Source organism: Archangium violaceum, assembly GCF_016859125.1.
Taxonomy (GTDB): Bacteria; Myxococcota; Myxococcia; order Myxococcales; family Myxococcaceae; genus Archangium; species Archangium violaceum_A.
This window is the reverse complement of sequence record NZ_CP069338.1, coordinates 3843981-3870008: the sequence shown is the minus strand read 5'-3', so window position 1 is coordinate 3870008 and position 26028 is coordinate 3843981. Positions and strand designations below refer to the sequence as shown.

General features: G+C 68.6%; 28 protein-coding genes. 17 read left to right on the top strand and 11 right to left on the bottom strand.

Going from position 1 to position 26028, the window contains the following annotated elements:
* Window positions 1-244: 244 nt before the first annotated feature.
* Entirely contained in the window at window positions 245-763 is a 519-nt protein-coding gene (locus tag JQX13_RS16690; RefSeq protein ID WP_203409997.1) for a hypothetical protein, read from the top strand.
* Window positions 764-849: 86 nt separating this feature from the next.
* A complete protein-coding gene (locus JQX13_RS16685; protein WP_203409996.1) occupies window positions 850-1461 on the top strand; it encodes a hypothetical protein in 612 nt (203 codons plus the stop codon).
* A gap of 51 nt (window positions 1462-1512) precedes the next feature.
* Here the strand turns inward: JQX13_RS16685 and JQX13_RS16680 are convergent, their stop codons facing one another.
* Window positions 1513-2127 carry a glutathione S-transferase family protein gene (locus JQX13_RS16680; protein ID WP_203409995.1) on the bottom strand — a complete coding sequence of 205 codons (615 nt, stop codon included), beginning with the start codon at window positions 2125-2127 and terminating at the stop codon, window positions 1513-1515.
* Window positions 2128-2307: 180 nt separating this feature from the next.
* On the opposite strand from JQX13_RS16680, the gene JQX13_RS16675 reads away from it, so the two are divergent.
* The 3 genes from JQX13_RS16675 to JQX13_RS16665 all read left to right on the top strand — a co-directional run bounded on the left by JQX13_RS16675 (window position 2308) and on the right by JQX13_RS16665 (window position 5174).
* Complete coding sequence (locus JQX13_RS16675) at window positions 2308-3609, top strand: AmpG family muropeptide MFS transporter (protein ID WP_203409994.1); 1302 nt, start codon at window positions 2308-2310, stop codon at window positions 3607-3609.
* A gap of 69 nt (window positions 3610-3678) precedes the next feature.
* Entirely contained in the window at window positions 3679-4710 is a 1032-nt protein-coding gene (locus tag JQX13_RS16670; protein WP_203409993.1) for a hypothetical protein, read from the top strand.
* A gap of 128 nt (window positions 4711-4838) precedes the next feature.
* Window positions 4839-5174, top strand: coding sequence for a hypothetical protein (locus JQX13_RS16665; RefSeq protein WP_203409992.1), 336 nt, complete (start codon window positions 4839-4841; stop codon window positions 5172-5174).
* Window positions 5175-5178: 4 nt separating this feature from the next.
* On the opposite strand, the gene JQX13_RS16660 is transcribed toward JQX13_RS16665, so the two are convergent.
* On the bottom strand, window positions 5179-5397 hold the full coding sequence (locus JQX13_RS16660) for a hypothetical protein (protein ID WP_203409991.1): 219 nt from the start codon (window positions 5395-5397) through the stop codon (window positions 5179-5181).
* Between the two features lie 76 nt (window positions 5398-5473).
* Window positions 5474-6481 (bottom strand): NAD-dependent epimerase/dehydratase family protein, encoded by a 1008-nt coding sequence (locus JQX13_RS16655; RefSeq protein ID WP_203409990.1) that lies wholly within the window; start codon window positions 6479-6481, stop codon window positions 5474-5476.
* Between the two features lie 104 nt (window positions 6482-6585).
* On the opposite strand from JQX13_RS16655, the gene JQX13_RS16650 reads away from it, so the two are divergent.
* Window positions 6586-7239, top strand: a complete 654-nt coding sequence (locus JQX13_RS16650) for a TetR/AcrR family transcriptional regulator (RefSeq protein ID WP_203409989.1) — start codon at window positions 6586-6588, stop codon at window positions 7237-7239.
* Between the two features lie 366 nt (window positions 7240-7605).
* On the opposite strand, the gene JQX13_RS16645 is transcribed toward JQX13_RS16650, so the two are convergent.
* A complete protein-coding gene (locus JQX13_RS16645; RefSeq protein WP_239014790.1) occupies window positions 7606-7929 on the bottom strand; it encodes a hypothetical protein in 324 nt (107 codons plus the stop codon).
* A gap of 387 nt (window positions 7930-8316) precedes the next feature.
* Here JQX13_RS16645 and JQX13_RS16640 point away from each other — a divergent pair, with 387 nt between their 5' ends.
* Window positions 8317-10269, top strand: coding sequence for a molecular chaperone DnaJ (locus JQX13_RS16640; protein WP_203409988.1), 1953 nt, complete (start codon window positions 8317-8319; stop codon window positions 10267-10269).
* Between the two features lie 105 nt (window positions 10270-10374).
* Window positions 10375-11976 (top strand): LVIVD repeat-containing protein, encoded by a 1602-nt coding sequence (locus JQX13_RS16635; protein ID WP_203409987.1) that lies wholly within the window; start codon window positions 10375-10377, stop codon window positions 11974-11976.
* Between the two features lie 12 nt (window positions 11977-11988).
* Here JQX13_RS16635 and JQX13_RS16630 read toward each other — a convergent pair whose 3' ends face one another.
* A complete protein-coding gene (locus JQX13_RS16630; RefSeq protein WP_203409986.1) occupies window positions 11989-12609 on the bottom strand; it encodes a hypothetical protein in 621 nt (206 codons plus the stop codon).
* 134 nt (window positions 12610-12743) lie between these two features.
* Between JQX13_RS16630 and JQX13_RS16625 the strand changes: the two genes are divergently transcribed.
* Window positions 12744-13244 (top strand): nuclear transport factor 2 family protein, encoded by a 501-nt coding sequence (locus JQX13_RS16625; RefSeq protein ID WP_203409985.1) that lies wholly within the window; start codon window positions 12744-12746, stop codon window positions 13242-13244.
* Window positions 13245-13260: 16 nt separating this feature from the next.
* Here the strand turns inward: JQX13_RS16625 and JQX13_RS16620 are convergent, their stop codons facing one another.
* The 3 genes from JQX13_RS16620 to JQX13_RS16610 all read right to left on the bottom strand — a co-directional run bounded on the left by JQX13_RS16620 (window position 13261) and on the right by JQX13_RS16610 (window position 15964).
* Window positions 13261-14199, bottom strand: coding sequence for an NYN domain-containing protein (locus tag JQX13_RS16620; protein WP_203409984.1), 939 nt, complete (start codon window positions 14197-14199; stop codon window positions 13261-13263).
* A gap of 131 nt (window positions 14200-14330) precedes the next feature.
* Window positions 14331-15452, bottom strand: coding sequence for an aminotransferase class I/II-fold pyridoxal phosphate-dependent enzyme (locus JQX13_RS16615; protein WP_203409983.1), 1122 nt, complete (start codon window positions 15450-15452; stop codon window positions 14331-14333).
* A gap of 62 nt (window positions 15453-15514) precedes the next feature.
* Window positions 15515-15964, bottom strand: a complete 450-nt coding sequence (locus tag JQX13_RS16610; RefSeq protein ID WP_203409982.1) for a hypothetical protein — start codon at window positions 15962-15964, stop codon at window positions 15515-15517.
* A gap of 1442 nt (window positions 15965-17406) precedes the next feature.
* Here JQX13_RS16610 and JQX13_RS16605 point away from each other — a divergent pair.
* Entirely contained in the window at window positions 17407-18423 is a 1017-nt protein-coding gene (locus JQX13_RS16605) for an FHA domain-containing protein (RefSeq protein WP_203409981.1), read from the top strand.
* A 23-nt stretch (window positions 18424-18446) separates the two neighbouring features.
* Here the strand turns inward: JQX13_RS16605 and JQX13_RS16600 are convergent, their stop codons facing one another.
* Both JQX13_RS16600 and JQX13_RS16595 read right to left on the bottom strand, forming a co-directional pair.
* The gene (locus tag JQX13_RS16600) at window positions 18447-19415 is read right to left on the bottom strand and encodes a zinc ribbon domain-containing protein (protein WP_203409980.1); all 969 of its coding nucleotides are present in this window, start codon (window positions 19413-19415) and stop codon (window positions 18447-18449) included.
* Window positions 19412-20209 (bottom strand): hypothetical protein, encoded by a 798-nt coding sequence (locus tag JQX13_RS16595; RefSeq protein WP_239014789.1) that lies wholly within the window; start codon window positions 20207-20209, stop codon window positions 19412-19414. The genes JQX13_RS16600 and JQX13_RS16595 overlap by 4 nt, the downstream gene beginning before the upstream one ends.
* Before the next feature lie 237 nt (window positions 20210-20446).
* On the opposite strand from JQX13_RS16595, the gene JQX13_RS16590 reads away from it, so the two are divergent.
* Window positions 20447-20932, top strand: a complete 486-nt coding sequence (locus tag JQX13_RS16590; protein ID WP_203409978.1) for a hypothetical protein — start codon at window positions 20447-20449, stop codon at window positions 20930-20932.
* Here the strand turns inward: JQX13_RS16590 and JQX13_RS16585 are convergent.
* Window positions 20911-21111: a hypothetical protein gene (locus JQX13_RS16585; RefSeq protein ID WP_203409977.1), complete on the bottom strand. Its 201-nt coding sequence runs from the start codon at window positions 21109-21111 to the stop codon at window positions 20911-20913. The genes JQX13_RS16590 and JQX13_RS16585 overlap by 22 nt on opposite strands.
* Window positions 21112-21302: 191 nt before the next feature.
* Between JQX13_RS16585 and JQX13_RS16580 the strand changes: the two genes are divergently transcribed.
* The 6 genes from JQX13_RS16580 (at window position 21303) to JQX13_RS16555 (ending at window position 25605) form a co-directional block, all read left to right on the top strand.
* Window positions 21303-22187 carry an S-methyl-5'-thioadenosine phosphorylase gene (locus JQX13_RS16580; protein ID WP_203409976.1) on the top strand — a complete coding sequence of 295 codons (885 nt, stop codon included), beginning with the start codon at window positions 21303-21305 and terminating at the stop codon, window positions 22185-22187.
* 110 nt (window positions 22188-22297) lie between these two features.
* Entirely contained in the window at window positions 22298-23413 is a 1116-nt protein-coding gene (mtnA, locus tag JQX13_RS16575) for an S-methyl-5-thioribose-1-phosphate isomerase (protein WP_203409975.1), read from the top strand.
* Window positions 23410-24069, top strand: coding sequence for a class II aldolase/adducin family protein (locus JQX13_RS16570; protein ID WP_239014788.1), 660 nt, complete (start codon window positions 23410-23412; stop codon window positions 24067-24069). The genes mtnA and JQX13_RS16570 overlap by 4 nt, the downstream gene beginning before the upstream one ends.
* 59 nt (window positions 24070-24128) lie before the next feature.
* Entirely contained in the window at window positions 24129-24335 is a 207-nt protein-coding gene (locus tag JQX13_RS16565; RefSeq protein WP_203409974.1) for a hypothetical protein, read from the top strand.
* Window positions 24319-24807 carry a hypothetical protein gene (locus JQX13_RS16560; RefSeq protein WP_203409973.1) on the top strand — a complete coding sequence of 163 codons (489 nt, stop codon included), beginning with the start codon at window positions 24319-24321 and terminating at the stop codon, window positions 24805-24807. Before JQX13_RS16565 ends, JQX13_RS16560 begins: the two co-directional genes overlap by 17 nt.
* Before the next feature lie 123 nt (window positions 24808-24930).
* On the top strand, window positions 24931-25605 hold the full coding sequence (locus JQX13_RS16555) for a hypothetical protein (RefSeq protein ID WP_203409972.1): 675 nt from the start codon (window positions 24931-24933) through the stop codon (window positions 25603-25605).
* Window positions 25606-26028: the final 423 nt, after the last annotated feature.

Genomic DNA, 26028 nt, shown 5'->3' with positions numbered 1-26028 from the left:
GGGAAATCTTTCGTAACCATCCGTTCATCTGGCTGACATGGGTGGTGCGCACCGTGGCGGGTACGATCGCGAGTCCACCTCTCGGGATGCAACGGGCTCGCGGAGCAGTCTCTCGCTTTGGAGCACCCGAATGCACCGGAAGATGTCGCCGCTGTGGATGTGTCTGGCTCTGTCGCTTTCCGCCTGCGCTTCGTCCTCCTCCTCCGAGCGCGCGTCCGGGGATGCCGCTCGGAAGCCCCTCCCCATGAAGTCCTCGCTGGCCGTGCTGCTCGAGCACCGCGATGAGCTGACCCTGAGCTCCGAGCAGGTCGCCTGGTTGGAGAAGCGGGAGCAGCAGCTCCAGGAGGAGAACGCCCCCCTGAAGAAGAAGGTGGAGGAGTCCCTCCCGCGGCGCGGCGAGGGCGGAAGGAACCCGGGTGGAGGACACAGGGGCGGAGGCATGGGCGGAGGCATGGGCGGAGGCATGGGCGGCGGAATGGGCCGGGGAATGGGCGGCGGAATGGGAGGAGGCATGGGCCGGGGGATGCGCGGCCCGGATGGTGGGGGCGGCCTGAGCCAGGAGGAGAGGAAGGAGCGGATGGCGCAGGTGCGGTCCGCCCTGCGCGAGATGCAGGACAACGACACCCGCGCCTACAACGAGGCGGAGACGCAACTGACCGAAGCGCAGAAGCCTCGGGCCCGGGAACTCATCTCGCAGGAGCGCGAGAAGCTGCTCGAGCAGAACGAGGCCATGCGCCAGCAGATGGGCGGCTACAGTCCCTGAGCTCCGGGCTCGAATAAAGCCCGACGCCTCCCGTCAGAACCGGTGTTGGCGACAACCGGCATCCGAGACCCCAGAGGATGAACACCATGAACCGCTTCTCTTCCGCCTTCATCGCCACCGTCCTTCTCTCCGCCGGCGCGGCCAGTGCCCAGTGGGGCCGGCCCCACGAGCAGGCGCAGAACCGCCAGGAAGTCCGTCAGGACAAGCGCGAGCTCAAGGACGACAGGCGCGATGTGGCCGAGCTGGAGGACACGCTGGCGCGCTTCGACCGGGCGTGGTCGCGGCAGGACGAGCGTGAGATGTCTGGCGTGGAGGCGAAGCTGCGCGACCTGCTGCGCCAGGAGTTCGCCGAGAGCCGGAGCGAGATGAGGGACGACCAGCGCGAGGTGCGGCGCAGCAGCCAGGAGGAGAACCGGGGAGGCTGGGGCCGTCCGGGGATGGACGACCGCCGCGACCGGCGTGACGACCAGCGGGACGCGGCCGTCGAGGCGGCCACCCTGAGGACGCGGGCGGCCATCGCCCGGGAGCTGAACCGGGTCATGGGCAGCCGCAACGCGAGGGACCTGCAGCGCCAGCGCAACCTCATCGCGCAGCTCGTGCAGGTCGCTCGGGACGAGGCACAGCAGACGAAGCAGGAGCTGAGCGAGGACCGTCACGAGAAGCGTGAGGACCGTCGCGACAACCGTCGCCGCGACTAGAGCGCGGCCCGGCTCCAAGGGGGGGTCGACCGCCCCCCCGGCCCCTGGTGACTACATCGGGGGCAGGGACTTGCGGACGCTCTCGCGCGACTCCATGCGAGCGACCCAGGCCTTCACGTGGGGGAAGGCCTCGAGGTCCACGCCCATGGGGGCGCGCATATGCAGGCAGGAGACGAGGGAGAAGTCGGCGAGGGTGAGCCTGCCGCAGAGGTACTCCTGGCCGGCGAGCGCCTTCTCCAGCACGCCGAGCTCCCGGCGGACCTTCTCCAGGCCGGCGGCATACTTCGCCTCGTCCTTCGTGCGGCCCATCATCTTCGTGTAGATCGTCTCGAACATCACCTCACCGGTGGAGGAAGCGAAGGTGGTGGCGTGCCACTGCAGCCACTGCTGGACCTGAGCCATGCCCTTGGGGTCCACGGGCAGCAGTCCGCTCTCGGGCTTCTTCGCGGCCAGGTAACAGAGGATGGCGTTGGACTCCCAGAGAAAGAAGCCGTCGTCCTCGAGCGTGGGCACCTTGCCGTTGGGGTTCTTGGCGAGGAACTCGGGAGACTTGTGTTCGCCCTTCATCATGTCGACGGTGATGAGGGTGACGGGCAGGCCGAGCTCGTGGATGAGCGCGCGGACCTTGAACGCGGCAGAGGAGAACGGGTGCTCGTAGAGCTTCATGGTGTACCTCGGGGTGGGGGGGTAAACGGCGGCGCAAGATAGGCCAGGACCCCGTCATGTCCCTAGCGAGATAGCGGACACCCGCGGGCTCGCACAGCAGCCGGGCGGACACTGCGCGGCTCGTGCCCTCGACGTACCAGATGGATTCCCCGAGCGGACCTGTATTCTGTGCCCCAGCCCATGTCTTCCAAGCCCTCGCTCCTCCAGGTCCTCAAAAGTCCTCGCGTCTGGCTGCTCATCACGCTCGGATTCTCTTCGGGTCTGCCCCTGCTCCTCGTGGGCGGGACGCTCACCATCTGGATGAAAAACGAGGGGCTCAACATCAAGACCATCACCGCCTTCGGTCTGGTCGGCCTGCCCTACTCGCTCAAGTTCATCTGGGCGCCGCTGATGGACCGCTTCGCCCTGCCCTTCCTGGGCCGACGCCGCGGGTGGCTGCTCGTGTCGCAGCTGGGCCTCATGGCCGCCATCGCCGCCATGGCCTTCGTGGACCCCAAACAGTCCCCGCTCACCATGGCCGGCATCGCCACGCTCGTGGCCTTCCTCGCCGCCAGTCAGGACGTCGTCTCCGACGCCTGGCGCACGGACATCCTCTCCGCCAGCGAGCGCGGCTTCGGCGTCGCCACCTTCGTCACCGGCTACCGCCTGGGCATCCTCGCCGCGAGCCCCCTGGCCCTCACCTTCTCGGACTCCTTCGGCTGGAAGCGCACGTACCTCATCATGGCCTCGCTCATGGTCGTGGGCATGGTGGCCACCCTGCTCGCCCCCGAGCCCGAGGGCCGCGCCCCGCGCAACCTGCGCGACGCCGTGGTCAACCCCTTCGTCGACTACTTCCGCCGCCAGGGCGCCGTTGCCGTCCTCGTCTTCCTCGTGCTCTACAAGCTGGGCGAGGCCTTCGCCGGTCCTCCCATCGTCGGCCCCTTCTTCGTCGAGCTGGGCTTCACCAACACGGAGATCGGGTGGATCAGCAAGGTGCCCTCGCTCATCGCCTCCATCGCCGGAGGGCTCATCGGTGGAGCGTTGATGGTGTCGCTGGGCATGCGCCGCAGCCTCTACGTCTTCGGCGCGCTCCAGGCGCTCACCAACCTGACGTACCTGGGGCTCGCGGTGGTGGGGAAGAACTACTGGGTGCTCGCCACGGCCATCTCCGTGGACAACCTGTGCGGCGGCATGGCCACCACCGCCATGGGCGCCTACACCATGGCGCTGTGCAACAAGCGATTCAGCGCCACCCAGTTCGCGCTGCTCTCCGCGCTCTCCAACCTGGGCGGGCGCTTCCTGTCCTCGGGCGCGGGCTTCTTCATCGAGCGCTTCGGCTGGCCCGCCTACTTCTGCTTCACCGTGGCGCTCGCCGCGCCCGCGCTCGTGCTGCTCGCCTTCCTGCGTCCGGAGGCCGGTATCGCCCCCGTGGAAGAGGAGCCCGCGCCCATACCCGCGCCTACTTCGGCCGCTGCTACGCCCACCCCCGCCGCGACGCCCTGAGCGTCAAGGGGTTCCCCGCACGGCTCCGGTCTGCCAAGGTTCCAGATTGCTTCCCAACCCGGAGCACCCATGCGCCGACTCGGTCCGCCGAGCCTCCTTTGCGCCGCGTTCCTCCTGAGCGCGTGCAGATCCCACCCCACCGAGCCCCCGCCGACTCCCGCGCCCGCGCCGGAGTCCTCGGCGGCTTCCACTCCGGGCTACATCCGCTTCACGGGCCTCAGCCTCTCCCTCCTCGAGCCCGTGCCACCCGAGCGCTGCCGGTGGGTACGGCTGGGGCTCGAGGGAGTCCGCGCGGAGCTCTTCACCTTCGACGGCGCGTGCGAGCGGGCGGAGCTCGCCTGGAGCCATGATGGGAGCAAGGGTGCCGTCCTGCTCTCGCCCCACTCCGAGGCGCCCGAGCGCGCGTGGGTGGTGGACTTCGCCTCCGGCCAGGGCGTGGAGCTCGCGCTGCCCCGCCCCGGCGACACCACGGACCTGGGCTTCGACGCCGAGGGCCACCCCATCGCGCTCGTGTCCCCCGGCATGCCCCAGGAGCCCACGCAACCCGCCGTGGCCCGCGCCTTCCTCCATGATGGCGAGGGCTGGCGGCTGCTCGAGTCCAAGGAGACGGCCTACGAGGGCGAGGGCGCCGGCAGTCACGTGCTCGACGCCACGCGGATGCTCGGCCCCACCACCACGCTCCTGGGCCCCGAGGCCCTGCCCGTGACGCGAGAGGTGGAGCGCGGCAGCATGGACATGGCCGCGCTCGGCAATGCCGTCCCCTCCAAGCGCTCCGGCGACAACGGCGAGTGGGGCGTCGCGCCCACCGCGAGCGGCCCGCTCTTCTCCTGGAAGACGTACGCCGAGGAGCCCACCTCCTGCATGCCCCTGCGCTGGTACGAGGGCGCGAAGCTCGCCGAGCCCGAGCGCCTCGCGCTCCCCGCCGACGCCTGCTTCCAGCTCTACGTGCGCGACGATGTGCTGCTCGTCTCCAGCGCCGGGTCCGCGCGCGTCTACGACTTGAAGCAGCACAAGCGACTGGCCTCGGCCGACAAGGTCCTCAAGACGCGCTTCTGGCCCGGCCCGCGGCTCGGCCCCACCGCCCGGACGTCTCCTCCTTGAGAAAGGCGGGAAGGGAAGCGGGGTGGAGGGAGCCGCTCCGCGCCCCGCCTGCCCTCCCGCCTGACGGCGAACCCCGGTTGCCGCCAGGCGGTCGCGCCATGACCGTTATTTCTCGGAGGTATTCCATCATGGCGAACCAGGACCCACGTCCACCACCGCAGCCCGCCGAGGACATGTTCGGACGCCCCACGGATGTGAGGCACGAGAAGGAAGAACCCGAGGGCCAGCCCACTCGCGAGCAGCAGGGCGCCCACCAGCGTCCCGACGACGAGAGCGACGACGCGTTCCGCAAACAGTGCGACGCGTTCCACAAGGACTGCGCCCACCATGCCCAGGAGGAGGTCGCCTACGGCGGCGTCGGAGCGATTCCCGACGGCGACGGCGTGCGCAGCGACCTCGGCACGAATCCGCTCCCCGAGAGCTACTGGTCGGCCTACCCCGACAAGCGGCCGGACGGGCACTGAGGCGCTACTTCTTCTTCTGGGTCGCGAGCCGCTCGAGGCTGGCGGCGAAGCTCTTGCGCTCGGGGTTGAGCGGCGCGTTCAACTGGCGCTGCTCGCGCACCGAGGACGTGGGTGACTCCAGGGGGCCCTCGAGGGCCTCCTTGTCGAAACGGTCCTGACCACTGCCCACGCGGCGCAGGGGCTGCGTGCCGTAGATGCGACGGTTGGGGTCTCTCCCCGCCATGGGACTCCTCCAGGTGCCGGTGGAGGAGAGAGCATAGGCCGAGCGGCGCGGGCATGCACGTGACCCTGGCCAGACATCAGGCTGGAGTGTGCGAGGCAGACACCGGGGCGGGGCTCCGGCGCGCGGCCGCATCCTGCTCGCGCATCGCCGCCAGGGAGAGCCGGATGCCCTCCGCATAGGGCGTCTTCTTCACCTCACCCAGCAGGCTTCGCAGCGCCGAGTCATCCACGATCAACGGCTCCGTGAGCAGGTAGTGCATCTCGAACAGCTCGCGCAGGACGGGGTCGAACAGGCCCAGCACGCGAAGCATGGGGCGGTTGGCCACCATCAGCTTCGGACGCCGGCCGACCTCGGCGAAGATGCGCTCGGCGAGCTCCCGCTGCGTGGTGATGCCCGCGCCCCCGAGGTTCCAGGTCCGCCCATAGGCCCGAGGCTCGTCCATGAGCGCCGTCACCACCGGCCCCACGTCCGGCACGAAGACGAACTCGTGGGGTCTGTCGATGGGCCCGATGAGCTGGGCGTGCTTGCCGTCGAGCGCCGCGCGGAAGGCGCCATGCAGGAAGCTGCGCTCCACGTTCGGCCCATAGAAGTCCGGCAGCCGGAGGATGGTGGTCTGGATGGCGCCCGACGCCCCCGCCTCGAGCACCAGGTCCTCCTGCTGCTTGCGCATCTTCCCCTTGAAGGTGTGCGGCTCGCGCGGATGCTCCTCCGTCACCCGCTCCGCGCGCGGGCGGCCGAACGAGTACAGCGTCCCAATCTGCACCAGACGCTTCACGCCCTCCGCGATGGCACCCTCCAGCGTGCGGCGCGTCAGCACCGGGTGCATACGGAAGTCCGTATAGGGCAGTCCCACCAGGTAGATGAGGGTGTGGACACCCCGCGCCGCCGCGCGCACCGAGGCCGGGTCCTCCGGATTCCACGTCACCAGTTCCGCCCGTGGGTCCGAGCCGAACTCCCTCCGCAGCGACGACATCGAGCGGCCCACCACCCGGAACTCCCGCCCCTGGGCCCTCAGCGCCTGCACCACGCTCTGCCCGATGACACCCGACGCTCCGAACAACGCCACCTTGCCTTGCTCGCTCATGTTTCTCTCCCGGTCCCGAACAGCGGGCGCTTTGTGAACACCGTTCAGTGAACGACGTTCATTTAATGATTGCCGCTCAGGGAGTCAAGGCCTACACTTCGCGTATGGGGACTGCGGAGAGGAAGGAGCGGCAGCGGGCGGAGCTGCGCGAGAAGATATTGGGCGCGGCGCGGGACATCGTGGTGCGCGAGGGCTTCGGCGCGCTGTCCATGAGGAAGCTCGCGGACGCCATCGAGTACGCCCCGGCGACGCTCTACCTGCACTTCGAGAGCCGGGAGGACATCGCACGGGAGCTGAGCGTGCGCGGCTTCCAGCAGCTGCTCGAGTACTTCACACCCACGGCCCGCATCGAGGAGCCGCTGGAGCAGCTGAACGCGCTCGCCCAGGCCTACGTGCGCTTCGGCCTGGAGCACCCGGAGACGTACCGGCTCGTCTTCATGGAGGACCCGAAGCTCAACAGCGCGCTGTTCGGCGAGGGCCATGAAGACCTGGGCATGCGGGCGTTCGAGCAGCTGGTACGTCCGTTCGAGGAGCTCAAGGCCCGGGGCAAGCTCGCGAAGGACGCCGACTCACGACAGCTCGCCGAGATGGTGTGGGCCGGGGTGCACGGCATCGTGAGCTTGAAGCTCGCCTGCTCGGGGTTCCAGGGCACGCCCGCGGAGCCGCTCACCAGCACGCTCGTCTCCACGCTCGTCCACGGACTGCCTGGGCTGACCGGGGCAGCGCGCCCACGCGCTCAAGAACAGCTGGGTACCTGACCCTGGTACTACAGCGGTGGGCCGACGGACTCGGCGCCGATGGCACCGCGGGAGAGCGCGGTGGACAGGGCGGCCTCAAGCGCCTCGGGGCCATGGGAGTCGAGCAACTCGAGCCTCTTGCTGCTCGTAGTCGTTGATGATCTCCTCGAGGAGCAATTGCTGGGCCTTGTCACGCGCGCGCACCTCCACACCCGCTCTTGGGATTGATGTCGAAGGCGCCCTGATAAGAACCAGTCAGGGTGACGAGGAGAGCCCGAGCAGAAAACTCTGAAGAAACGCACCAGCACCTCGGCGGGCGCCTCCTGGCGGAAGGCCAGTGCCTCCAGCGCTCCGGCCCGCAGGGCCGTGTCCTCCAGCTTCAGCAACTCACCCCCAACGCCCGGAGAATGGCGGCACGGGCTGGCGCTTCCGCCCCTCGCAGCCGCACCAGCACCTCCGCCACCTCTCCCAGCGCCAGCAGCGCGTGGGCCGCGGCCGTAATCCGCGGCGCCTCCTCAGACTCGACTTTCGCCATTTTGGGCGCCCCACGGTGTCGAGCGCGTCCGCGTCCTCCAGACGCGCCAGCAGCCGTTCCTCGCGCTCCGCCGTCTCCGCCAGCGTGAAGTCCGGTGCCACCAGGGCTCTTTCCCACTGCACCCACCGGAAGGCCGCCTCGTCCTGGTACTCCTCCAGCACATCCACCAACACCATGACGCCGCTCCTTGGTTGATTCGAACCGAACCGCCCCGGAGGCGAATGACGCCCTCGGCGCACGTCTCCACGTACGTCCCCTCGAAGGGTCTCCCGCCCTGGCGGACACCCCGGGGACGCGGCGTCCATGGCTGTCCACGACACGTGGTGCCTCCCATTGCCATCCGCGGCCTGGACCTTCATCCGGTCCGCGAACTCGATAGCGAAACGCGGAGCAGGACCGGCCCCTCGTGCACGCGGCATGCAGCACACTTGATCCGCTCCGCCCCCTGGACCGGGCGCGAAAGCCCGCCCCCAGGGCAGGCGGGCGTTCGCTTGCATTCGGGATATTTACGAGCGATCACCCCGCCATCGGCTACCCTGCTGGGGGAACCCCCGCCACCTCGCATGTCCTCCTCGTCGACAGCACCGCTCGCTCCCGAGTCGGCCCTGCTCCGCGTCGCGCCTCCTCCCGAGGAGTCACCGCTGCGCCGTGCCGAGCTGCGCCTCAAGCAGCTCCTCGCGGAGATCGACGCACTCGACACGGAGCTCGACTCGCTCGGCCTCGCGCTGGAACGCTTCGCCCGCGCCTACGAGGACGCCCTCGCCGCCCCCTCCGAGGAGGTGAGCCGCTCCGAGCGCCTCCTGCGCCGGCTCCGCAACCTCCAGGACGCCGCCTCCGCCCTCACCCGCCGCCTCGAGCAACCCGTCCTCCCGCCATCGTCGGAGCCCTCGCCGCGGAAGTCCGAGCGCACCTCGCGGCCTCCCGTCTCCGAGCGCCGCGCCCACACGGCCGAGGACAGGGAGGACCCCTTCGACGACGAGGACGCGGATGACTTCGCGGACGACGAGTCCCTTGAGGATGATGAGCCCTCCGAAGAGGAGCTCCTCGCCGAGCGCGAGGACGAGGCCGTGGCCCTCAAGCGGCTCCACCGCCGGCTGGCGCGCCTGCTCCACCCGGACCTCGCGCAGTCGGACGAGGAGCGCACGCGGCTCGACGCCCTCATGGCCCGCGTCAACGTGGCCTACGAGGCGGGCGATCGCACCACGCTGGAGCTCATCGCCGCCAAGGTGGGCGCGGGCGACACCGCCGCGGACTCGCTCACCGATGACGAGCGTCTGGCGCACCTCGAGCGCCGCATCCACATCCTCTCCACCGCCGCGAACACCCTGCGCCAACAGCGCGAGAACCTGCGCTCCACCGCCACCGCCCGCCTCTACGAGGAGGCCCGCCGCCGAGAGGCCGAGGGCCGTGACTACCTCGCCGAGACGCGCGCGGAGATGGAAGAGGAGCTGCACGGACTCGCCCAGGACGCGCGCGCCCGCATGCGCCAGCTCGAGCGCGCCGCGCGCACACTCACTTCCTCGAGGAACAAGCGCATGTCCACGCTCGCCGAGAGCGGCAAGGGCCGCAAGCTCCGCGCCTTCGATCCCGTGCTGGAGAGCCCCCTGGTGCGCCAGGGCGTGCTCCGCCTCGAGCGCCAACGCGCCACGCCCGCCGCGCGCGAGCTCGCCCGCCGTCTCGAGGACACCGTCTCCCAGGAGCCCTGGCAGGTCGCCCTCACCCTCATGGCCTTCTTCGCCGAGGCCGCCGGCCGCCCTCCTCCGGGGCTCGACTCCAGCGAGGCCTGGGCCGAGCGCTACGAGCTGCTGCGCGAGCTCGACATGCCGGAGGCGCCCTCCTTTGATCAGGCCCTCACCCGGCTGCCGCGCCACCTGGAGCTTGGCATGCGCGTGATGAAGAAGGAGGTCCGCTTCGGCCTCCAACTGCGCGACGCCGAGCTGCTCGCCGCCGTACCGCTGGCGCTCCAACGCGAGGACGTGGCCGAGCGGGGCCGCTCCGTGCTCGCCGTCATCGGCCCCCAGGAGCAGTGCAAGCGCTGCGGCGAGGAGGTGCTGCTCCAGCACCTGCTGCGCACCCGCGGGCTCGACGAGCTCAACGGGATGCTGTGCCCCCTGTGCGCCCACGTGCAGAAGAGCTACTGGCTCTACAGCCGCTCCGAGGGCCAGGAGGCCCTGCTGCCCCATGCGCTGCGGCTGCGCACCGTCGTCGAGCAGGGCCTGCGGCTCGCGGGCACCACCGTGGGCTTCCAGTTCCTCCCCGAGGAGCGCGAGGCCCTCACCGCCGCCCAGCTCCTCCAGCGCTTCGTGGACCTGTACCTCCAGCCCTACGGCGTGGAGCTGAACCCCGCGCACCTGCGGCTCGTCCAGGCCGGCAAGACGCTCGAGCCCGAGGTGCTCATCGGCAGAGGCGCCATCAAGCTGGTGCTGGACCCTGAGGCAGGCACGTCCGAGAAGGAAGTCCTCGAGCTGCTGCGCTCGCGCATCGAGCGGCGCTTCCGTCCCGACGCCGCCCGGTAGGATTCAACCCCTCGCGTCTTGACACTTGCCGGATGGGGCCCCGGTTTGCGCCGGGAGCGTTCCCTCCAAACGATGCGCGTCCCATTCCTCGGGAGCCGCTCGTTCATGACCTGGAATCGCATCCCCTGGGCCCAGCTGCTCGCCAGCGCCCTCACCTTCACTGCCTGCACCTCCTCGCCGTCCGGGTCCACCCCCGACGCCTCCACGCCCGACGCCAGCACGGGCGGCGAGTGGGATGGGAGCTACGTCCCACTCGAGGAGAACGGCAACACGTGGCCGTACACGGGCCCCTTGGCTTCTTGCTCTTTCACCGCGACCACCGGAGCCCCCTGCCCCGACGACTTCGACATCTTCGACCTGTCGGCCTGCAACCGCGAGTCGCTCGCGAACGCGAGCACCGATGGCCTGTTCATGCTGACCACCCGCACGAACCAGAGCACCCCCTTCTTCGCCGCCACCTCGCTCCGCCTCGGCAACGACGGCGGCACCCAGTACCTCGGCAACAAACCCATCACCGAGCAGGCGAGTGATGGAAACGCCCGCTTCTACGCCACGGAGAGCATCACCGGCATTGGCACCGTACGCCGCGTGATGCTCGCCACGTGCGAGGCGCCCCAGGCTCCCGAGTTCACCGGCTGCCAGGCCACCTGCAACAACGGGAAGGTCTCCACACTGAGCACCTTCAAGTCCCAACGGGCGGTGTGGCGCGCCGGTGAGGCAGAGGCCTCGGGCCTGGAGCTCGTCTCCGAGAACCACGTGGACATCGGCCTCCCGGTGGACATCTACGTCACCAAGGGCCACGCCTATGTGGTGTCCGTCACCGGCACCAACATCGGGAAGGGGGCGGGCGGCCTCACCGTCTTCGACGTGAGCGACAAGTCCGCTCCCGTGAAGGTGAAAACCATCCAGATGGAGAACGACGACTATTGGAACGGGGTGTGGGCCAAGGGCGACGCGCTCTATGTCGCCAGCGCCGCCCGAGGCGTGCTCGTCTTCGACATCAGCAACCCGGCCGATCCACGGATGGTGCGCAACCTGCCTGGCGGGAGAAGCGATGTCCACACCGTCTTCGTCGATGGCGATCGCCTGTACGCCGCGGATCTCGAGCAGGGCGTCCTCCTCTTCGACATCACGACCCCCACCCAACCCCTCGAGCTCAGCCGCTACATGCCCAACAGCGCCATGCCGCACGACATGTTCGCCATCGGCGACCGGCTCTACCTCAGCGGCTCCGACCTTGGCTTCTTCGTGGCGGACGTGAGCAACCCGAGCGACCCGCGCACACTCGGCAACTTCACCTACCGCTTCCAGTACGCCCACCACAACGCGGTGGGCACCTTCGGGGGCCGCACCATCGCCTTCGAGGGCGGCGAGGGCCCGGGCGAGCACCTGCGCGTACTCGACATCACCGACCCCGCGCGCATCGTGAAGATTGGCGAGTTCCAGCTCCGCCCCGAGTTCTCCATCCACAACATGGTGCTGGTGGGCAAGAAGCTCTACATCGCCTGGTACCAGGAGGGCGTGCGCGTGCTGGACGTCTCCAACCCCACGCGGCCCACCCAGGTGGCCCACTACAACACCTACCGCGCGACCGAAGCGGACACGGGCGCCTACTTCGCCGGGGCCTTCGGCATCCGCGTCCCCGGTGACGGCTTCATCTACGCGGTGGACTCCTGGCGCGGGCTCCTCATCCTGCGCGAGAAGTGAGCCCCGGGGGCCTCAGCCCTGCTGACGGCCCTCGATGGCGCACAGGAGGATCGCCGCCGCGATGCCCAGGCGGCGGTCCAGCCGGCCGGACGTATCCGCGGAGAAGTCCAGGGAGATCTTCTGGATGAAGGGGTTGAAGTGCTGCCGGAAGGTGAAGACCGGCGCACCGCCCACCGCGCCCTGGAAGGTCTGCGGCACCAGGGTGGTGAGGAAGCGCCGCACGATGGCCAGCAGCATGCTGTCCTCCTGGATGGTGCCCACCTCCTGGTCGTTCACATCCAGGATGAGCCACTCGTCACGAAGGATGGACTTGAGGCCCTTGCGGCGCAGCGCGCCCACCTTCCGGCCCGTCTGGGGATCCGTGACGTCGTACGTGGCGCTGATGTCGAGGATGTTGCGCGCCTGGATGGAGAGCACCTGCTCCTGCATGTCCTCGCCGGTGAAGACGCGCAGGTCCTCCTTCAGCTTGAAGGCCTTCATCTTCGAGTAGAAGGCGACGTTGCCCGCCTCGTCGTAGATGTGGAAGGCGCCACCGAAGAGCTTGAAGAACTTGCGGCGGATCATGTAGCGGCGCTGGCCGAAGCGGCCAGCGGCCAGGTCACTGTTCGAGCGCGGCTGGATTGCGGATGTCACGGGAGTCCCCCCGGTCTGAAGCGTGGAAACTCCCTATAGCGCATCGCGCCACGACTTCCACAAGGGGTTGGAGATGTCACGGGGCGTGGGTTGCCGACTTGACCCGGAGGGCCCCGCGCGCACACATGGTGCCCATGTCTACCGTCACCCTGCTCTGTCTCACCCTCCTCGCCGCCACACCCGAGGCCAGGACGCCCACCAAGCCCGCCACGCCCACGGCCGCGGTGAACGCCGTGCTCGACGACTGGCACAAGGCCGCGTCCCAGGCGGACGAGGCCCGCTACTTCGGCTACTTCACGCCGGACGCCGTCTACCTGGGCACGGACCCCACCGAGCGATGGACGCGGGACGAGTTCCGCGCCTGGGCCAGGCCCTACTTCACCAAGGGCGAGGCGTGGAGCTTCACCGCGGTGTCGCGTCACGTGAGCTTCTCGAAGGACGGCGCGGTGGCGTGGTTCGACGAGGCGCTCTCCACGACCAACATGGGCCCGGCGCGAGGCTCGGGCGTGCTCGTGAAGAGCGGGGGCACCTGGAAGATCGCTCAGTACAACCTCTCGGTGCCCATCCCCAACGACCTGCTGCCCGACTTCAAGGAGCGCATCGAGGCCCACTCGAAGAAGCAGCAGGGCAAGTAGTCCGCCCGAGCGCCGCTCAGAAGTCGTCGACGGGGTCCGGGTAGACTTCCTCTTCGTCTTCCTCTTCCTGGGCGCGGGCGCCCCGGCCGCGAGGCTGCGGCTCGGGCGCCGACTCGGGCCCCACCACGTACCACTGCCGGCCCTGCTGCACGCGCTTGAGCAGCCCTTCCTGCTCCAGGGCCGCCAGCAGCTTCGCGAAGGACGAGAAGCCGTGGTCGCGCTCGTCGAAGTCCGGCTCCTTGCGGACGATGGCTTCCTTGATGGCCGACGGGTTGAGCGAGCCCGTGGTCCGCGCGAGCAGACGCTGCACCACCTCCACGACACTCTCCGGCACCTGGGCCTTCTGCGTCTCGGCCTTGCCCTTGTGCCCGTTCGCCTGCTCCTTGCCCTGGCGCTCACCGGCCCCGTGCCCCTTGCCGTGCTTGCGGCCTCGCGAGCCCTCCTCGTTCTCGTGGGCGCGCTTCTCCTTCTCCTTGTCCTTCTCCGCGCGGGTGCGGGGCCGCAGGTAGATGAACTCGTCGCAGGCCTTCACGAAGAGGGGGCTGGTGGCCTCCTTCACCGCGAGCCCGATGAGCTGCCGGCCATTCTCGCGCAGCTTGTACGCGAGCGGGCAGAAGTCGCTGTCGCCCGAGGCGATGGCGAAGGTGTCGATGTGCTCGCGCGCGTAGCACAGCTCCAGCGCGTCGATGACGAGGCGCATGTCCGCCCCGTTCTTCCCCGAGCGCGTCGAGGGCGGCACGTCGATGAGCTCGACGCCGAACTCGTGCAGGTTGCCCTTGGCTTCCTTGAAGCGGGACCAGTCGCAGTAGGCGCGACGGAAGACCACCTTGCCCCGCTCGAGCAGGCGATCCATCGCCGGCTGCAGGTCGAAGTTGGCGGCGGTGAACCCGGTGTTCGTCACCAGGTTCTCGAAATCGAGGAACAGCGCGATGCGGTGTTCTTTCTTCGTATCCAAAAATGCTCCGGTAATGCGTGCCGCCTTGGCGGCGGTGAGAGGGAACGCTCGCTCGGAAACCACTCCGGCGCGCGCCTCCCGGGCCCTACCCTACTCCCAACCGGGACCGTCTCCGTGAACTTCCTGGAGAATCAGCGCCCGAGTGTCTCGCAGAAACGCTCCAGCCTCGCGAGCGCGTCGGGCATGTTGGTGCGGCCCAGCCCCAGGCGGAAGTGGTTGCCCGGGAAGTCATACACGTCTCCCGGCAGCAGCAGCACGCCCTCCTTCTCCACGAGCCGCTGGCAGAACTCCGCCACCGGCAGCGAGCCCAGCAGCTTCGGGAAGGCCACGCTCCCCGCCTTCGGGCGCACCCAGCGGAACAGGTCCGCCCGCCGGGCGAAGAAGTCGTCCAGCACCGCCAGGTTGCGGGCCAGGATGTCCCGGCTCCTCGCCAGCACCCGCTCCTTCGCCCTCAGGGCGATGAGGGACAGCACCTCGCTCGGCGCCGAGTTGCTGATGGTCGTGTAGTCCTTGAATGCCACGCACCGCGCCAGCAGCGCCGCGTCGCGAATGGCCAGCCACCCCACCCGCAGCCCCGCGAGGCCGAACGCCTTCGACATCACCCCCAGGCTCAGCCCCCGCTCGGACAGTTCGACCGCCGCGGGCAGCGTGTCACGCGGGTCGTACTCCAGCAGCCGGTACACCTCGTCCACGAACACGTACGCGCCTCGCTCCTCCGCCAGCGCGAACAGCCCCTTCCACGTCTCCGCGTCCGGCAGCGCCCCCGTCGGGTTGTGCGGGAAGTTCGTCACCACCAGCTTCGTGTTCGGCCGCAGCTCGCGCTTCAGCGCTTCCAGGTCCAGCTTCCAGCCGTCCTCCTCGCGCAGCCGCAGCAGCGACACCTCCGCGCCCGTCGCCCTCGCCACCTCGTACAGCGACTGGTACCCCGGCCACGTCACCACCGCGTGGTCCCCGGGCCCCAGCAACACGTTCATCAGGATGAAGATGGCCTCCTGCGCTCCCGCGAACGTCAGCACCTGCTCCGGCCCCACTCCGCGGTACAGCTTCGCGAGCTCCTCGCGCAGCGCCGGCAGACCCGCCGTCTCCGTGTAGCCCAGCGACAACCGCTCCCACCGCTCGCGCCCGTCCGCGTCCGCCAGCGCGAGCACGTCGCTCATCCTCCAGCCCTCGATGTCGGAGGAGCACAGCAGGTACGGCGCGTTGAACTCCCACTTCGCGAAGTAACGCTCGAGCTTGAAGTCCGGAATCCGCATGCCGACTCGCTACCGCGAGCCGGGCCGCATTGCAAAGAAGCTCGTGACCGGCATCACCCTCGTCAGAGAGAGCCAGCATCCGGCGGAGGGGCGGGCTCTTCCGGCGTGCCCTCATCCGACTGCGTACCTCCATCCATGGAGGCGGGACGCACCGCACGGATGCGCTGGCGAGCGACGAGCTGGTGGTCAAATGACCGAAGAGCGATGTCGGCCTCGACGCACTCCGGTCCAAGCCCGGTGATGTGCTCACCGAACAACCTGAAACGCACGGTCGAGCCGTACCAGTAGCCAGGCTCAAGAACGAGGAGATCCTCCGGGCGGGCCAAAGGCGCGATGATATCCGCTCTGATGGATGCCACAGCGCCATACGTGCAATCCGAGACGTAATTCACTTTCACATGAATGGTTGGAGTGAGCCGCCTGTCCAGGCGGAGTTGACCTTCCTCGGGGCTGACCAGAACTCGTCCAGAGAGGGTCCATCCGTCATATTGGATGTCTTGAACCTCCATCACGGTACGCGGAGGAACCTGTACACCCTGTCTTCCTGTGTCCTTGACTGCCCCACGGCCCGGGGATGATGGAGATTTCTTCCCGAAGAAGGGGAACCCCGTACAGGCTGCCAGCAGAAGCAGGGAGGCAGTTCCAAATCCGAGACGGGTCATTTGCATGACGTCCTCGCGTCGTTCTCGTCAACACATGCACACTCACGGAGGGGCTCTCGCTCAGGTTCATTCCCGGGAACGTTCTGCCCTTGTCCGTGGTCCCAGCCACAAGAATGCGCCAGCTCGTGCATGACGGCCTTGATGACGCACTCACGCGATGCTGGTTCCTCACACCAGTGGGTTTCCTTGACTGGATAAAAACGATGGAGCGTCCCGTGCCAGATCGTGAGTGTAAACGCAAGCAGGGGACGGTCAGGACTCTCCCTCTGCGCCTTGCACTCCCTCCGGCTCCATTCGCTGCACGTCACCGTGATGTCGCGGCATTGCCGGCGCACGCAACTCATGAGGAACTCGTCGTCAATCCCGGACGCTTCCTCGAGACACTCCTCGAGTGTGGGCAACTCCACCGATGAGGGACAGCTCGTTTTCATCGGTGTCCCTGGCGGGCGTGAAGGGGAAGTTGCGCACCCGCCCCCTACGAGAGACCCGAATATCAATGCGAGTCCCAGGGACCACCGGTTCCAGGTGGAACCTACCGAGGAGGCCCGCTTTGGCCGCATGAATCGTTTTGAGCGCACCCGCACTAGCATCCTGCGAAGAGGCGGGCTCCTCCGTGCCCCCATCCGCCTGCGTGCCCCCATCCATGGAGGCGGGACGCACGGCACGGATGCGATGGCGAGCGACGAACTGGTGGTCAAATGACCGAAGAGAGATGTCGGCCTCGACGCACTCCGGTCCGAGTCCGGTGAAGTGCTCATCGAACAGTCCGAATCGCACCGTGGTGCCGTACCAGTAGCCAGGATTGAGAACCATGAGATTCTCAGAACGAGCCAACGGAGCGAAAACATCCGCATGGATGGACGCCACGGACCCGTGCTCACACTCCGAGACGCGCGTGATATCCACGTCAATGCTCGGAATGAGCCGCCTGTCCAGGCGGAGTTGGCCTCCTTCGGGGCTGACCAGAACTCGTACCGAGAGGGTCCATCCATCATATTGGATGTCTTGAACCTCCATCACGGTACGCGGAGGAACCCGCACACCCGCGCCTCCTGCGTTCTCATTGGCCTCACGACCTGGAGATCTCCCAAAGAAAGGGAACCCCGTACAAGCCGCAAGCAGGAGCAGGGAAACAGGTCCGAGTTTGAGCCAGTTCAATCGCATGACGTCCTCGCGCCGCTCTGTCCGGCAGCGGACCGGATTCTCACTTCGCGAAGTCTCACTCAAGTTCGAAATCGGCGTCCACAGTCCGGGGCACGAGAGGCACCGCGAGGTCTGGTAGGATCATCGCCATGTTCCTGAACACGGGCATCTTCAGGCGCTCGAGCGAGAACGAACGGACGCGCGTCGTCAGAGCGAAAGACCTGGCGCGTGTCCCGTCCCCGCTCGGAGCGCACGAGGCCTTCCTCGCGGCCTATGAACGGATGAGCAAGCTGGCCCGCCTCGCCCGACGTCCTGCGATGCTCGTGGCCGCGGTGGATGGCTCCGCGCGCGTGGTGGAGGCCGTGCTCGTCGCGGCCGGCCAGTCGTTGATCATCGGCCGGCACACCAGCTGCGGGCTCCGGCTCCCGTCCGATACCATCTCGTTGCGGCAGCTCGCGGTGCACGTGTGGTCCGAGTCCCCCGATGCCACTCCAGAGACCCGGCTCTGGGACCTCAACACCGAGCAGCCCTTCCTCACCGAGGACGGAGAGCCCAACGCGGCGGTGATCGCCCAGGGCACGCTCTACGCCGCCGTGGGCGAGTACGCGCTCCTCTTCGTGCCCACGCGCGGCGCCCACGAGTCCCCCTGGCCGGCTCGAGCCGAACAGGCCTGGAAGGCACTCCCGCCGCGCCATTTCGTCGACCAGCGCACCCCGACCGGGTCCCGCTTCCGTCACTCCAGGCGCCCGCTGCGGCCGGACGGCCAGGAGTACCACACGCGAATCACCCGCGTGGGCCCGCTGCTGATGCTCGGTGAGAACGAGCAGCCCGAGGATGCCTGGGCCTCGCTGAGGCTGGTGGTCGAGCGGAAGTCGGAGGAGCACCGCATCTCGCTCTCCCGCCTGGAGCAGGGCGTGCTGCTCGGCCGCTACGAGCGCTGCGGAATCCCGCTGGCCGAGCTCGACCATGTCTCGCGCGTGCACCTGCTCCTGGTCCGCATGGGAGGGGACGTGCTGGCCATCGACACCGTCAGCACCAATGGCACCTGGCGTGGCCCCGCGAGAATCCAGACAACCACGCTGGGCGAGACGGACTCGCTCACGTTGGGGGAGGTCCTCCAGATTGACTGGCGCCGCTTGTCACGGCGCGCACCGGGCGAGGATTGAATCCGGCCCCCCCCCCGAGCGATTCAGCGGGCGAAGAGCAACACCAGCGCCACCAAGACCAGCAGCACCGCGCCCACCACCAGCACCACCTTCGCCACCGACACCGGCGCGTCGCCCAGCACCACGCCCGCGTCCTGGCCGTGCACCACCACCCGGTACAGCTTGTCCCGGTACCGATAGGCCAACACATACGCCGGCAGCGCGTAGCGCTTCGTCTCCAGGCTGGAGAGCATCACCGCCACGTGCACGTTGCGATGGCGCCTGCCTGGAATGTGCTCGCGCTCCACCCGCTCGCGCGCCTCCGCCTCCACCCCCGCCAATATCTGCCGCCGCGCCCCCGAGCGCGTCACGTCGAAGCGCTCCACCTGCGCGTCCTCCGGCCCTCGTGGCTCGCGCTCCTGGGTCGTCAGGGAGTACGCGCCCGCCAGCTGCTTGCACTCGCGCTCCTTCAATCCCCGCGACGCGGACACGAGGATGTCCTCGAACGTCATGTCCGCCTGCCCCGCGTGCGGCGCCCAGGCCGAGCGGCCACTCCCCGCGTCCGAGTCCGCCGCCCAGCTCACCCGCGCTCCCGCGCTGAAGCCCCACGCCGGCCACCACATCGGCCGCAGCGACTCCAGCGCCGCCGCCGTCGCCAGGTTCGACGGCCGGAAGAAGCGCTTCTCCGACAGGAAGCGCCCCAGCGCCTCGCGCGCCACCGCCGGCTCCACCGTGAAGGGCAGGAAGGCCTCCGCCTGCTCCAGCGGATCCGCCGTCATCTCCACGTGCATCACCGACGCGCAGAACGCGCACCGCGGCGCCTTCACCTCCGCCGAGTACTCCAGCGAGGCCCCGCACGTGTCGCACCGCACCACCTTCGCCCGCTCCTTCACCGGTACCAGGCCCCGCGCCCGGAGCGCATCCGCCGCCAGCCCGCAGATGGGGCAGCGCAGGTCCCCCTCCTCCAGCGCGCTCCCGCACCGCTCGCACCCCGCCACCACCACCGCCGTCATGACCGGCCTCCCTGGCCCATCAGCAGGTACACCAGCAGCCCCAGCGCCGCCACGACCAGCACCGTCAGCAACACCTTCACCCAGGAGATGGGCGCCTTCCCATACACCTCGCCCGACTGCCCGTTCACCACCACCCGCAGCGGTGGCTTGTCCGGGGCGTAGCGCGCCGCCAGCACCCAGACCGGCACCAGGCACACGTCCAGCGACTCCAATCCCAGATGCGTGTCGTGCTGCAGGTTCCGGTGCGAGTCCCCCGGCATGAAGGCCTCCAGCCGCCGGCCCACCCGCGCCAGCGCCTCCTCGCGCGCCAGCTTCAGGCACTCGTCCCGCGACAGCGACGGCTCCTCCGCCACCCACCCCGCCACCAGCGCCGGCTCGTAGCGCGCCAGCACCCGCAGGTCGAACGGCTCCAGCGCCTCCATCTCCACGTTGGTCAGCCCGCGCGAGGCCGTCACCAGCACGTCCGGCACGTACTCGTCGAGCTCGCCCCGCAGCGGGCGCCACTCCGTCTTCGTCACCGTGCGCGTCCTCGTGACGGTCTTCCCGTTCTCCGTCGTCGTGTACGTCTCCGTCTCGGTGTAGTTCTCACCGATGGAGGCGCTGTACCGGGACGAGGCGAGCGCGCTATAGAGGTACGCTGGCACGTACACGCCCCGCACCTCCTGCAGCGACGCCTTCTTGAGCCCCGAGTGGCTCCACGGGTTGCGCGTGCGCAGCCAGCTCTTCACCCGCTCGCCCGCCGACTGGTGCGTCAGCGCGAAGCCCAGCGTGAAGGTGGGCGCCGGCCTATCCACGCTCGGGGGCCGCTCCACCACCGAGGGCGCCGCACAGTAAGGACATACAGTGGTACGCAAATCTTCCGCCACCACCAGCTCCGCACCACATGATTGGCACCGTAAGTTCATCTCAGGCAGCTCCGTGCGCGCGTGGGCCCTTCCCTTTACCATCGCATTCCACTCAACATCCGCGCGGAATTGCGGTACATCTGCCCACCCTTGCTTATATTCAACCCCATCAACCCCCAGGACGGAATGGCTCTGTCCTTCAACACCCGATTCGTGGCCCCTGGCGGCGAGCCCTCGCCCGCCACGATCGACGGCGGGCTGTGGCCGCTGCTGGTGGTGAAGTTCGGCCGGACCGGCACGATTCGGGACCTGGATGCATACCTGGAGGAACGCCGGGTATGGCTGGAGCGGCGCGAGCCGCACGTCTGCATCATCGACGCGCGTGAGGTGCACATGCCCTCGACGCAGCTGCGCCAGCGCTACATCGACTGGCTGAGCGAGCACGAGCCGCTGCTGCGCCAGTGGCTGCTGGGCACGGCGTACGTCATCCAGTCCCCCGCGGTGAGGATGATGATGAGCGTCATCCGCCACTTCGCGCCGCTGGCCTCGCCGTTCGTCGTCACCGCCACGATGCAGCCCGCGGCCGCGTGGGCCGCCGAGCGGTTCCTGGAGGCCGGGCTCGCCTCCGCCGCCACGCGCATCCGCGCCTGCTACGCCGTCCCGTCGAGCTGAGTCGGGGGCTCCAGCGGGGGCTCCTCGCGGACGCGGTGCGCCAGCGGATCATTCCCATCCGGGAAATCGGCCCCTGACGCGAGGGGGAGGAAGTCATCGTCCTCCCTGGCGCCGGTCCCGAGCGGGGCGGGCGGCCGCTCCCATGTCCACACGAGCGACTCCGCGAGCTCCGGGTCCATGTGCCACACCTCCGCGCCGACGGACGGGCCAGGGAGAAGGTCGGCTCCCGGCGCTCCGGGTGACAGGTGCCCTCGAGTGCAGGGTCTCCGTCCGGAACGGGACAGGAGCGCCCCGCCCTCTTCACTGTTGCCTCCATGAAGGACGGAGGGAAGAGTGGAGCCCTGTCCCTCCCGTCCCCCCGGAGCTCCCCATGGCGCACCCGTCCCCTCCCGTCATCGGCATCATCGGAGGCAGCGGCCTCTACCAAATCGACGGCCTCCAGGACGTCTCCTGGCGCAAGGTGTCCTCGCCCCACGGCGAGCCCTCGGACGAGCTGTGCTTCGGCACACTCGAGGGCACGCAGGTGGTGTTCCTCCCCCGCCATGGCCGGGGGCACCGCATTTCGCCCTCCGACATCAACTTCCGCGCCAACATCGACGCGCTCAAGCGGGTGGGCGTGACGGACGTCATCTCCGTGTCCGCGGTGGGTAGCCTGCGCGAGGACCTGCCGCCGGGCACCTTCGTGGTGGTGGACCAGTTCATCGACCGCACCTTCGCGCGCACCAAGAGCTTCTTCGGCACCGGCTGCGTGGCCCACGTGTCCATGGCGAAGCCGGTGTGCTCGCGGCTGGGCGACGCGCTGATGAGCAGCTGCCAGGGGCTCGAGATCTCCGCGAAGCGCGGCGGCACGTACCTCGTCATGGAGGGGCCCCAGTTCTCCTCGCTCGCCGAGAGCGAGCTGTACCGGAGCTGGGGGTGCAGCGTGATTGGCATGACGAACATGCCCGAGGCCAAGCTCGCCCGGGAGGCGGAGCTCTGCTACGCGACGGTGGCGATGGTGACGGACTTCGACTGCTGGCATCCGGGCCACGACGCCGTCACCGTGGACCAGGTCGTCTCCGTGCTGATGGCCAACGCGGGCAAGGCCCGGGCGCTGGTGAAGAGCGTGGTGCCGCTGCTGGGCAAGCACGCGGGCCCCTGCCGCCAGGGCTGCCAGACGGCGCTCGACCATGCGCTGATGACCGCCCCCGAGGTGAGGGACCCCACGATCCTCGCACGGCTGGACGCGGTGGCCGGCCGGGTCCTCAAGCGCTAGCCACGCTCCCGCTGTGCAACCAACCCTCCCTCTCCCTCCGGGAGAGGGCCGGGGTGAGGGTCTGGGTCCTCCCGTGTTCCCCATCCCGCACACCCCTCGCGAGGAGCCCCATGAAGGTCCACGGAAAGCCGATGCGCAGCATCTGGATCGAAACCGACGGCTGGTCGGTCGGCATCATCGATCAGACGCGCCTGCCCCACGCATTCGTGACGCTGCGGCTCACGACGCTCGACGAGGCGGCGCACGCCATCCGCTCCATGCAGGTGCGAGGGGCGCCGCTCATCGGGGCGGTGGCGGCCTACGGGGTGTGCCTGGCGCTGCGCGGGGACGCCTCCGACGTGGCGCTCGAGCGGGCGTGCACGCAACTGCAGGCCACGCGGCCCACGGCGGTGAACCTGCGCTGGGCGCTCGACGAGATGCGCCAGGCCCTGCGCCCGCTCTCCCCGTCCGAGCGGCTCGCGGCGGCGTACCAGCGGGCCGCGGCCCTGTGTGACGAGGACGTGGCCATCAACCGGGCCATTGGCGAACACGGGCTGGGGCTCATCGCATCGGCGTGGGCGAGCAAGGGCCGTCAGGGGCGGGTGAACGTGCTGACGCACTGCAACGCGGGCTGGCTGGCCACGGTGGACTGGGGCACGGCGCTCGCGCCCCTCTACCTGGCGCATGACAAGGGCATCCCCCTCCACGTCTGGGTGGACGAGACGCGTCCGCGCAACCAGGGCGCGGGCCTGACGGCGTGGGAGCTGGGGCAGCACGGCGTGCCGCACACGGTCATCGCGGACAACGTGGGAGGCCACCTCATGCAGCACGGCGAGGTGGACCTGTGCATCGTGGGCACGGACCGCACCACGGCCCGAGGCGACGTGGCGAACAAGATTGGCACGTACCTCAAGGCGCTGGCGGCGAAGGACAACGGAGTGCCCTTCTACGTGGCGCTGCCCTCGCCCACCATCGACTGGACGCTGGAGGACGGGGTGCGCGACATCCCCATCGAGCAGCGGGATGGACGCGAGCTCACGGACATCAGCGGGCGGCTGCCCTCGGGCGAGGTGGTGACGGTGCGGGTGACGCCGGAGGGGAGCCCGGTGGCCAACTACGGCTTCGACGTGACGCCGGCGCGGCTGGTGACGGCGCTCGTCACGGAGCGCGGGGTGTGCGCTGCCTCCACCGAGGGACTGCTGTCGCTCTTCCCCGAGCGGCGGCCCGTGCGTGGGACGGGAACGTGAGCGGGCCCGGGCACCTCGCGCTGCGCGAGGCGATGATCTCGACGGCGCGGAAGATGAACGCGTCGGGGCTGAACCAGGGCACGAGCGGCAACCTGAGCCAGCGGGTGGAGGGCGGCTTCCTGCTCACGCCCACGGGGATGGACTACGACACGCTGGTGCCGGAGGACATCGTCCTGATGCGCCTCGACGGCAGCCACGAGGGCCGGCGCGAGCCATCGTCCGAGTGGCGCATCCACCGGGACATCCTGGCCGGGCGGCCCGAGGTGGGGGCGGTGCTGCACGCGCACTCGATGTTCTGCACGACGCTCGCGTGCGTGCGCCGGCCGATTCCGTCCTTCCACTACATGGTGGCGAAGGCGGGAGGCGAGGACATCCGGTGCGCGCCGTACGCCACGTTCGGCACGGAGGAGCTGTCGCGCTACGCGGTGGAGGCGCTGGAGGGACGCAAGGCGTGCCTGCTGGCGAACCACGGCATGCTCGCCCTGGGCGCGGACCTGGAGGGCGCCTACAAGCTGGCGGTGGAGGTGGAGACGCTGGCGGCCATGTACTGGCGCGCGCTCCAGGTGGGCGAGCCCGTGCTGCTGGACAAGGCGGAGATGGCCCGCGTGCTCGAGAAGTTCAAGACGTACGGCCAGCAGCCGGAGCCCAGGGGCTGATGAACGGGAGGCCCCTCGACGAACCTGCGTCCGCGCACGATCCGGCTTAAACTTCCCGCATGGACGATCCGCGAGAAATCTTACGGAAGGCCTTCCCGAGCTACGGGCCAGATTGGGATGCGGCGATTGACGCAGGTGTGGACGTGGCCTTGCTCGAGGAGAATCTCCGGCTCACGCCGACCGAGCGGCTCGAACAACTCCAGCGCATGACCGAGCTGTACGAAGCCCTGCGGCCCAAGGACGCCGACGATGCAGCAGACCCCTGAGCTCCTCCGTCTGCTCCTCGATGCAAAGGTGGAGTTCGTTCTCATAGGGGGCGTCGCCGCCATTGCTCACGGCTCGGCCACCTTCACGGTGGACTGCGACGTCACCGCGCCGTTCTCCGAAGAAAACCTCGCCCGGTTGCTCGCCGTGCTCGCACCGCATCATCCCCGCTACGCGCTCGCCGTTCCCAAACGACCCGTTACTGAGTCCCCCGCCGAGCTCGCGAAGAATCGCAATCTATACCTGCTGACCGACCTGGGACGCCTCGACCTGCTCTCCGAGGTTCCACCCGTCGGGAGCTATGCGGAAGTCGCATCCAGAGCAGTCACCCTGGATGTCTACGGACGTCCATGCCAAATCATCAGTCTGGACGACCTCATCGCAGTCAAGCGCCACCTGGGACGGGACAAGGACCGTCTCGTGGAACGCGAACTGCTGGCTCTCCGTAACCGGAAGAAGAGTACCGAGCATTGAGGCGAGCGACTCCACGTGCATGACCAGCGCCAGCCCCACAGCGCATTCCGCAGGAGGATTCCCAAATGAGGGTGCTGCAAACCGTGATCTCGAGCGATGGCTTCCGTGAGCCCAGGTCAGAGCGTGTTCGCACTCAACGCGCACGCCCTGCTCATGAAGGCCAAGACCAAAAACTGCGATGTAGTCGTACTACCCGCCGGCTTCTGGTCAGCGAGAGATAACAAGCATCGCGACCGGCTCATCGCAGATGCACAGAAGGCAGCCCAGGCGCACGGCGTCGCGCTCATCGCCGGTGTCGATGTGGTATGGCCACCCGTTCTCAAGGAGGGCATCCCAGCCTCAATGGTCAAGAACGAGGCCATCCCCTTTTTCGGATTCGCAGTAACCCGCGATGGAACCCTGCACGGCCCCTGGCAACAGCTTTCCATCATCAGTGCGCATACCGGCACCGCGCCAGCAATGGCTCATCGCAAGCGTATCGTTGATATCGCAGGTACTCGGATCATCGTCCTCATCTGTGGTGAAATGCTCAATGAGGACTACCGTCAGCCCCTCGGAAGTGCGACTGCTGACCTGGTAGTCGACATCGGACACAGCACCTACAAGCGGGTGCGGCAGACGATGCGTGTCGTAGCAAGGTTGGCCAACAAACCAGCGCTACACGTGCAGCATCTCTCTTTCATGGACACCATGATCTTCATCGACCGACACGGTCAGGAGCACAACAGATCCGCAGGTCCCGATCACACGTATCTCACCCAAAGCTTCTGGTACGGCTGGACCATTCGCGACATCTGAACGCTCAGCTGGCGCGACGTAAAGGCGAGGGGTCCTTTACTTCCCCAGGATCGACAAGGCATGTCCACGCGCGAAACGTCCCCCCGCCCCGACAAGCTCTCCGCCTCGATGTGGCCGCCCTGCGCCTGCACGCTCTCCCACAAGAGGTAGCGCCAGGCCCTGATTCCAATAGTTCCGCCCCGACACAGCCGCCCAGGCCCACGCGCGGGAGCTGACGAGCCGTTTCGCCCATCGCCGCGATCGCATCCACCACAGCGCGGGCGTAGACGGGACGCCAGCGCGGGAGTTTTGGCGCCCCCATCAACCCAGCGACAAAGCGCGAGGGGCTGGACCGTGTGGACGAGTGCCCCGCGTCGGCTCCCAGCCTCCCGTCCATGTCAGACCCCTCCGTTAATGTCTGTACATCACGACGCATCAGGGAGG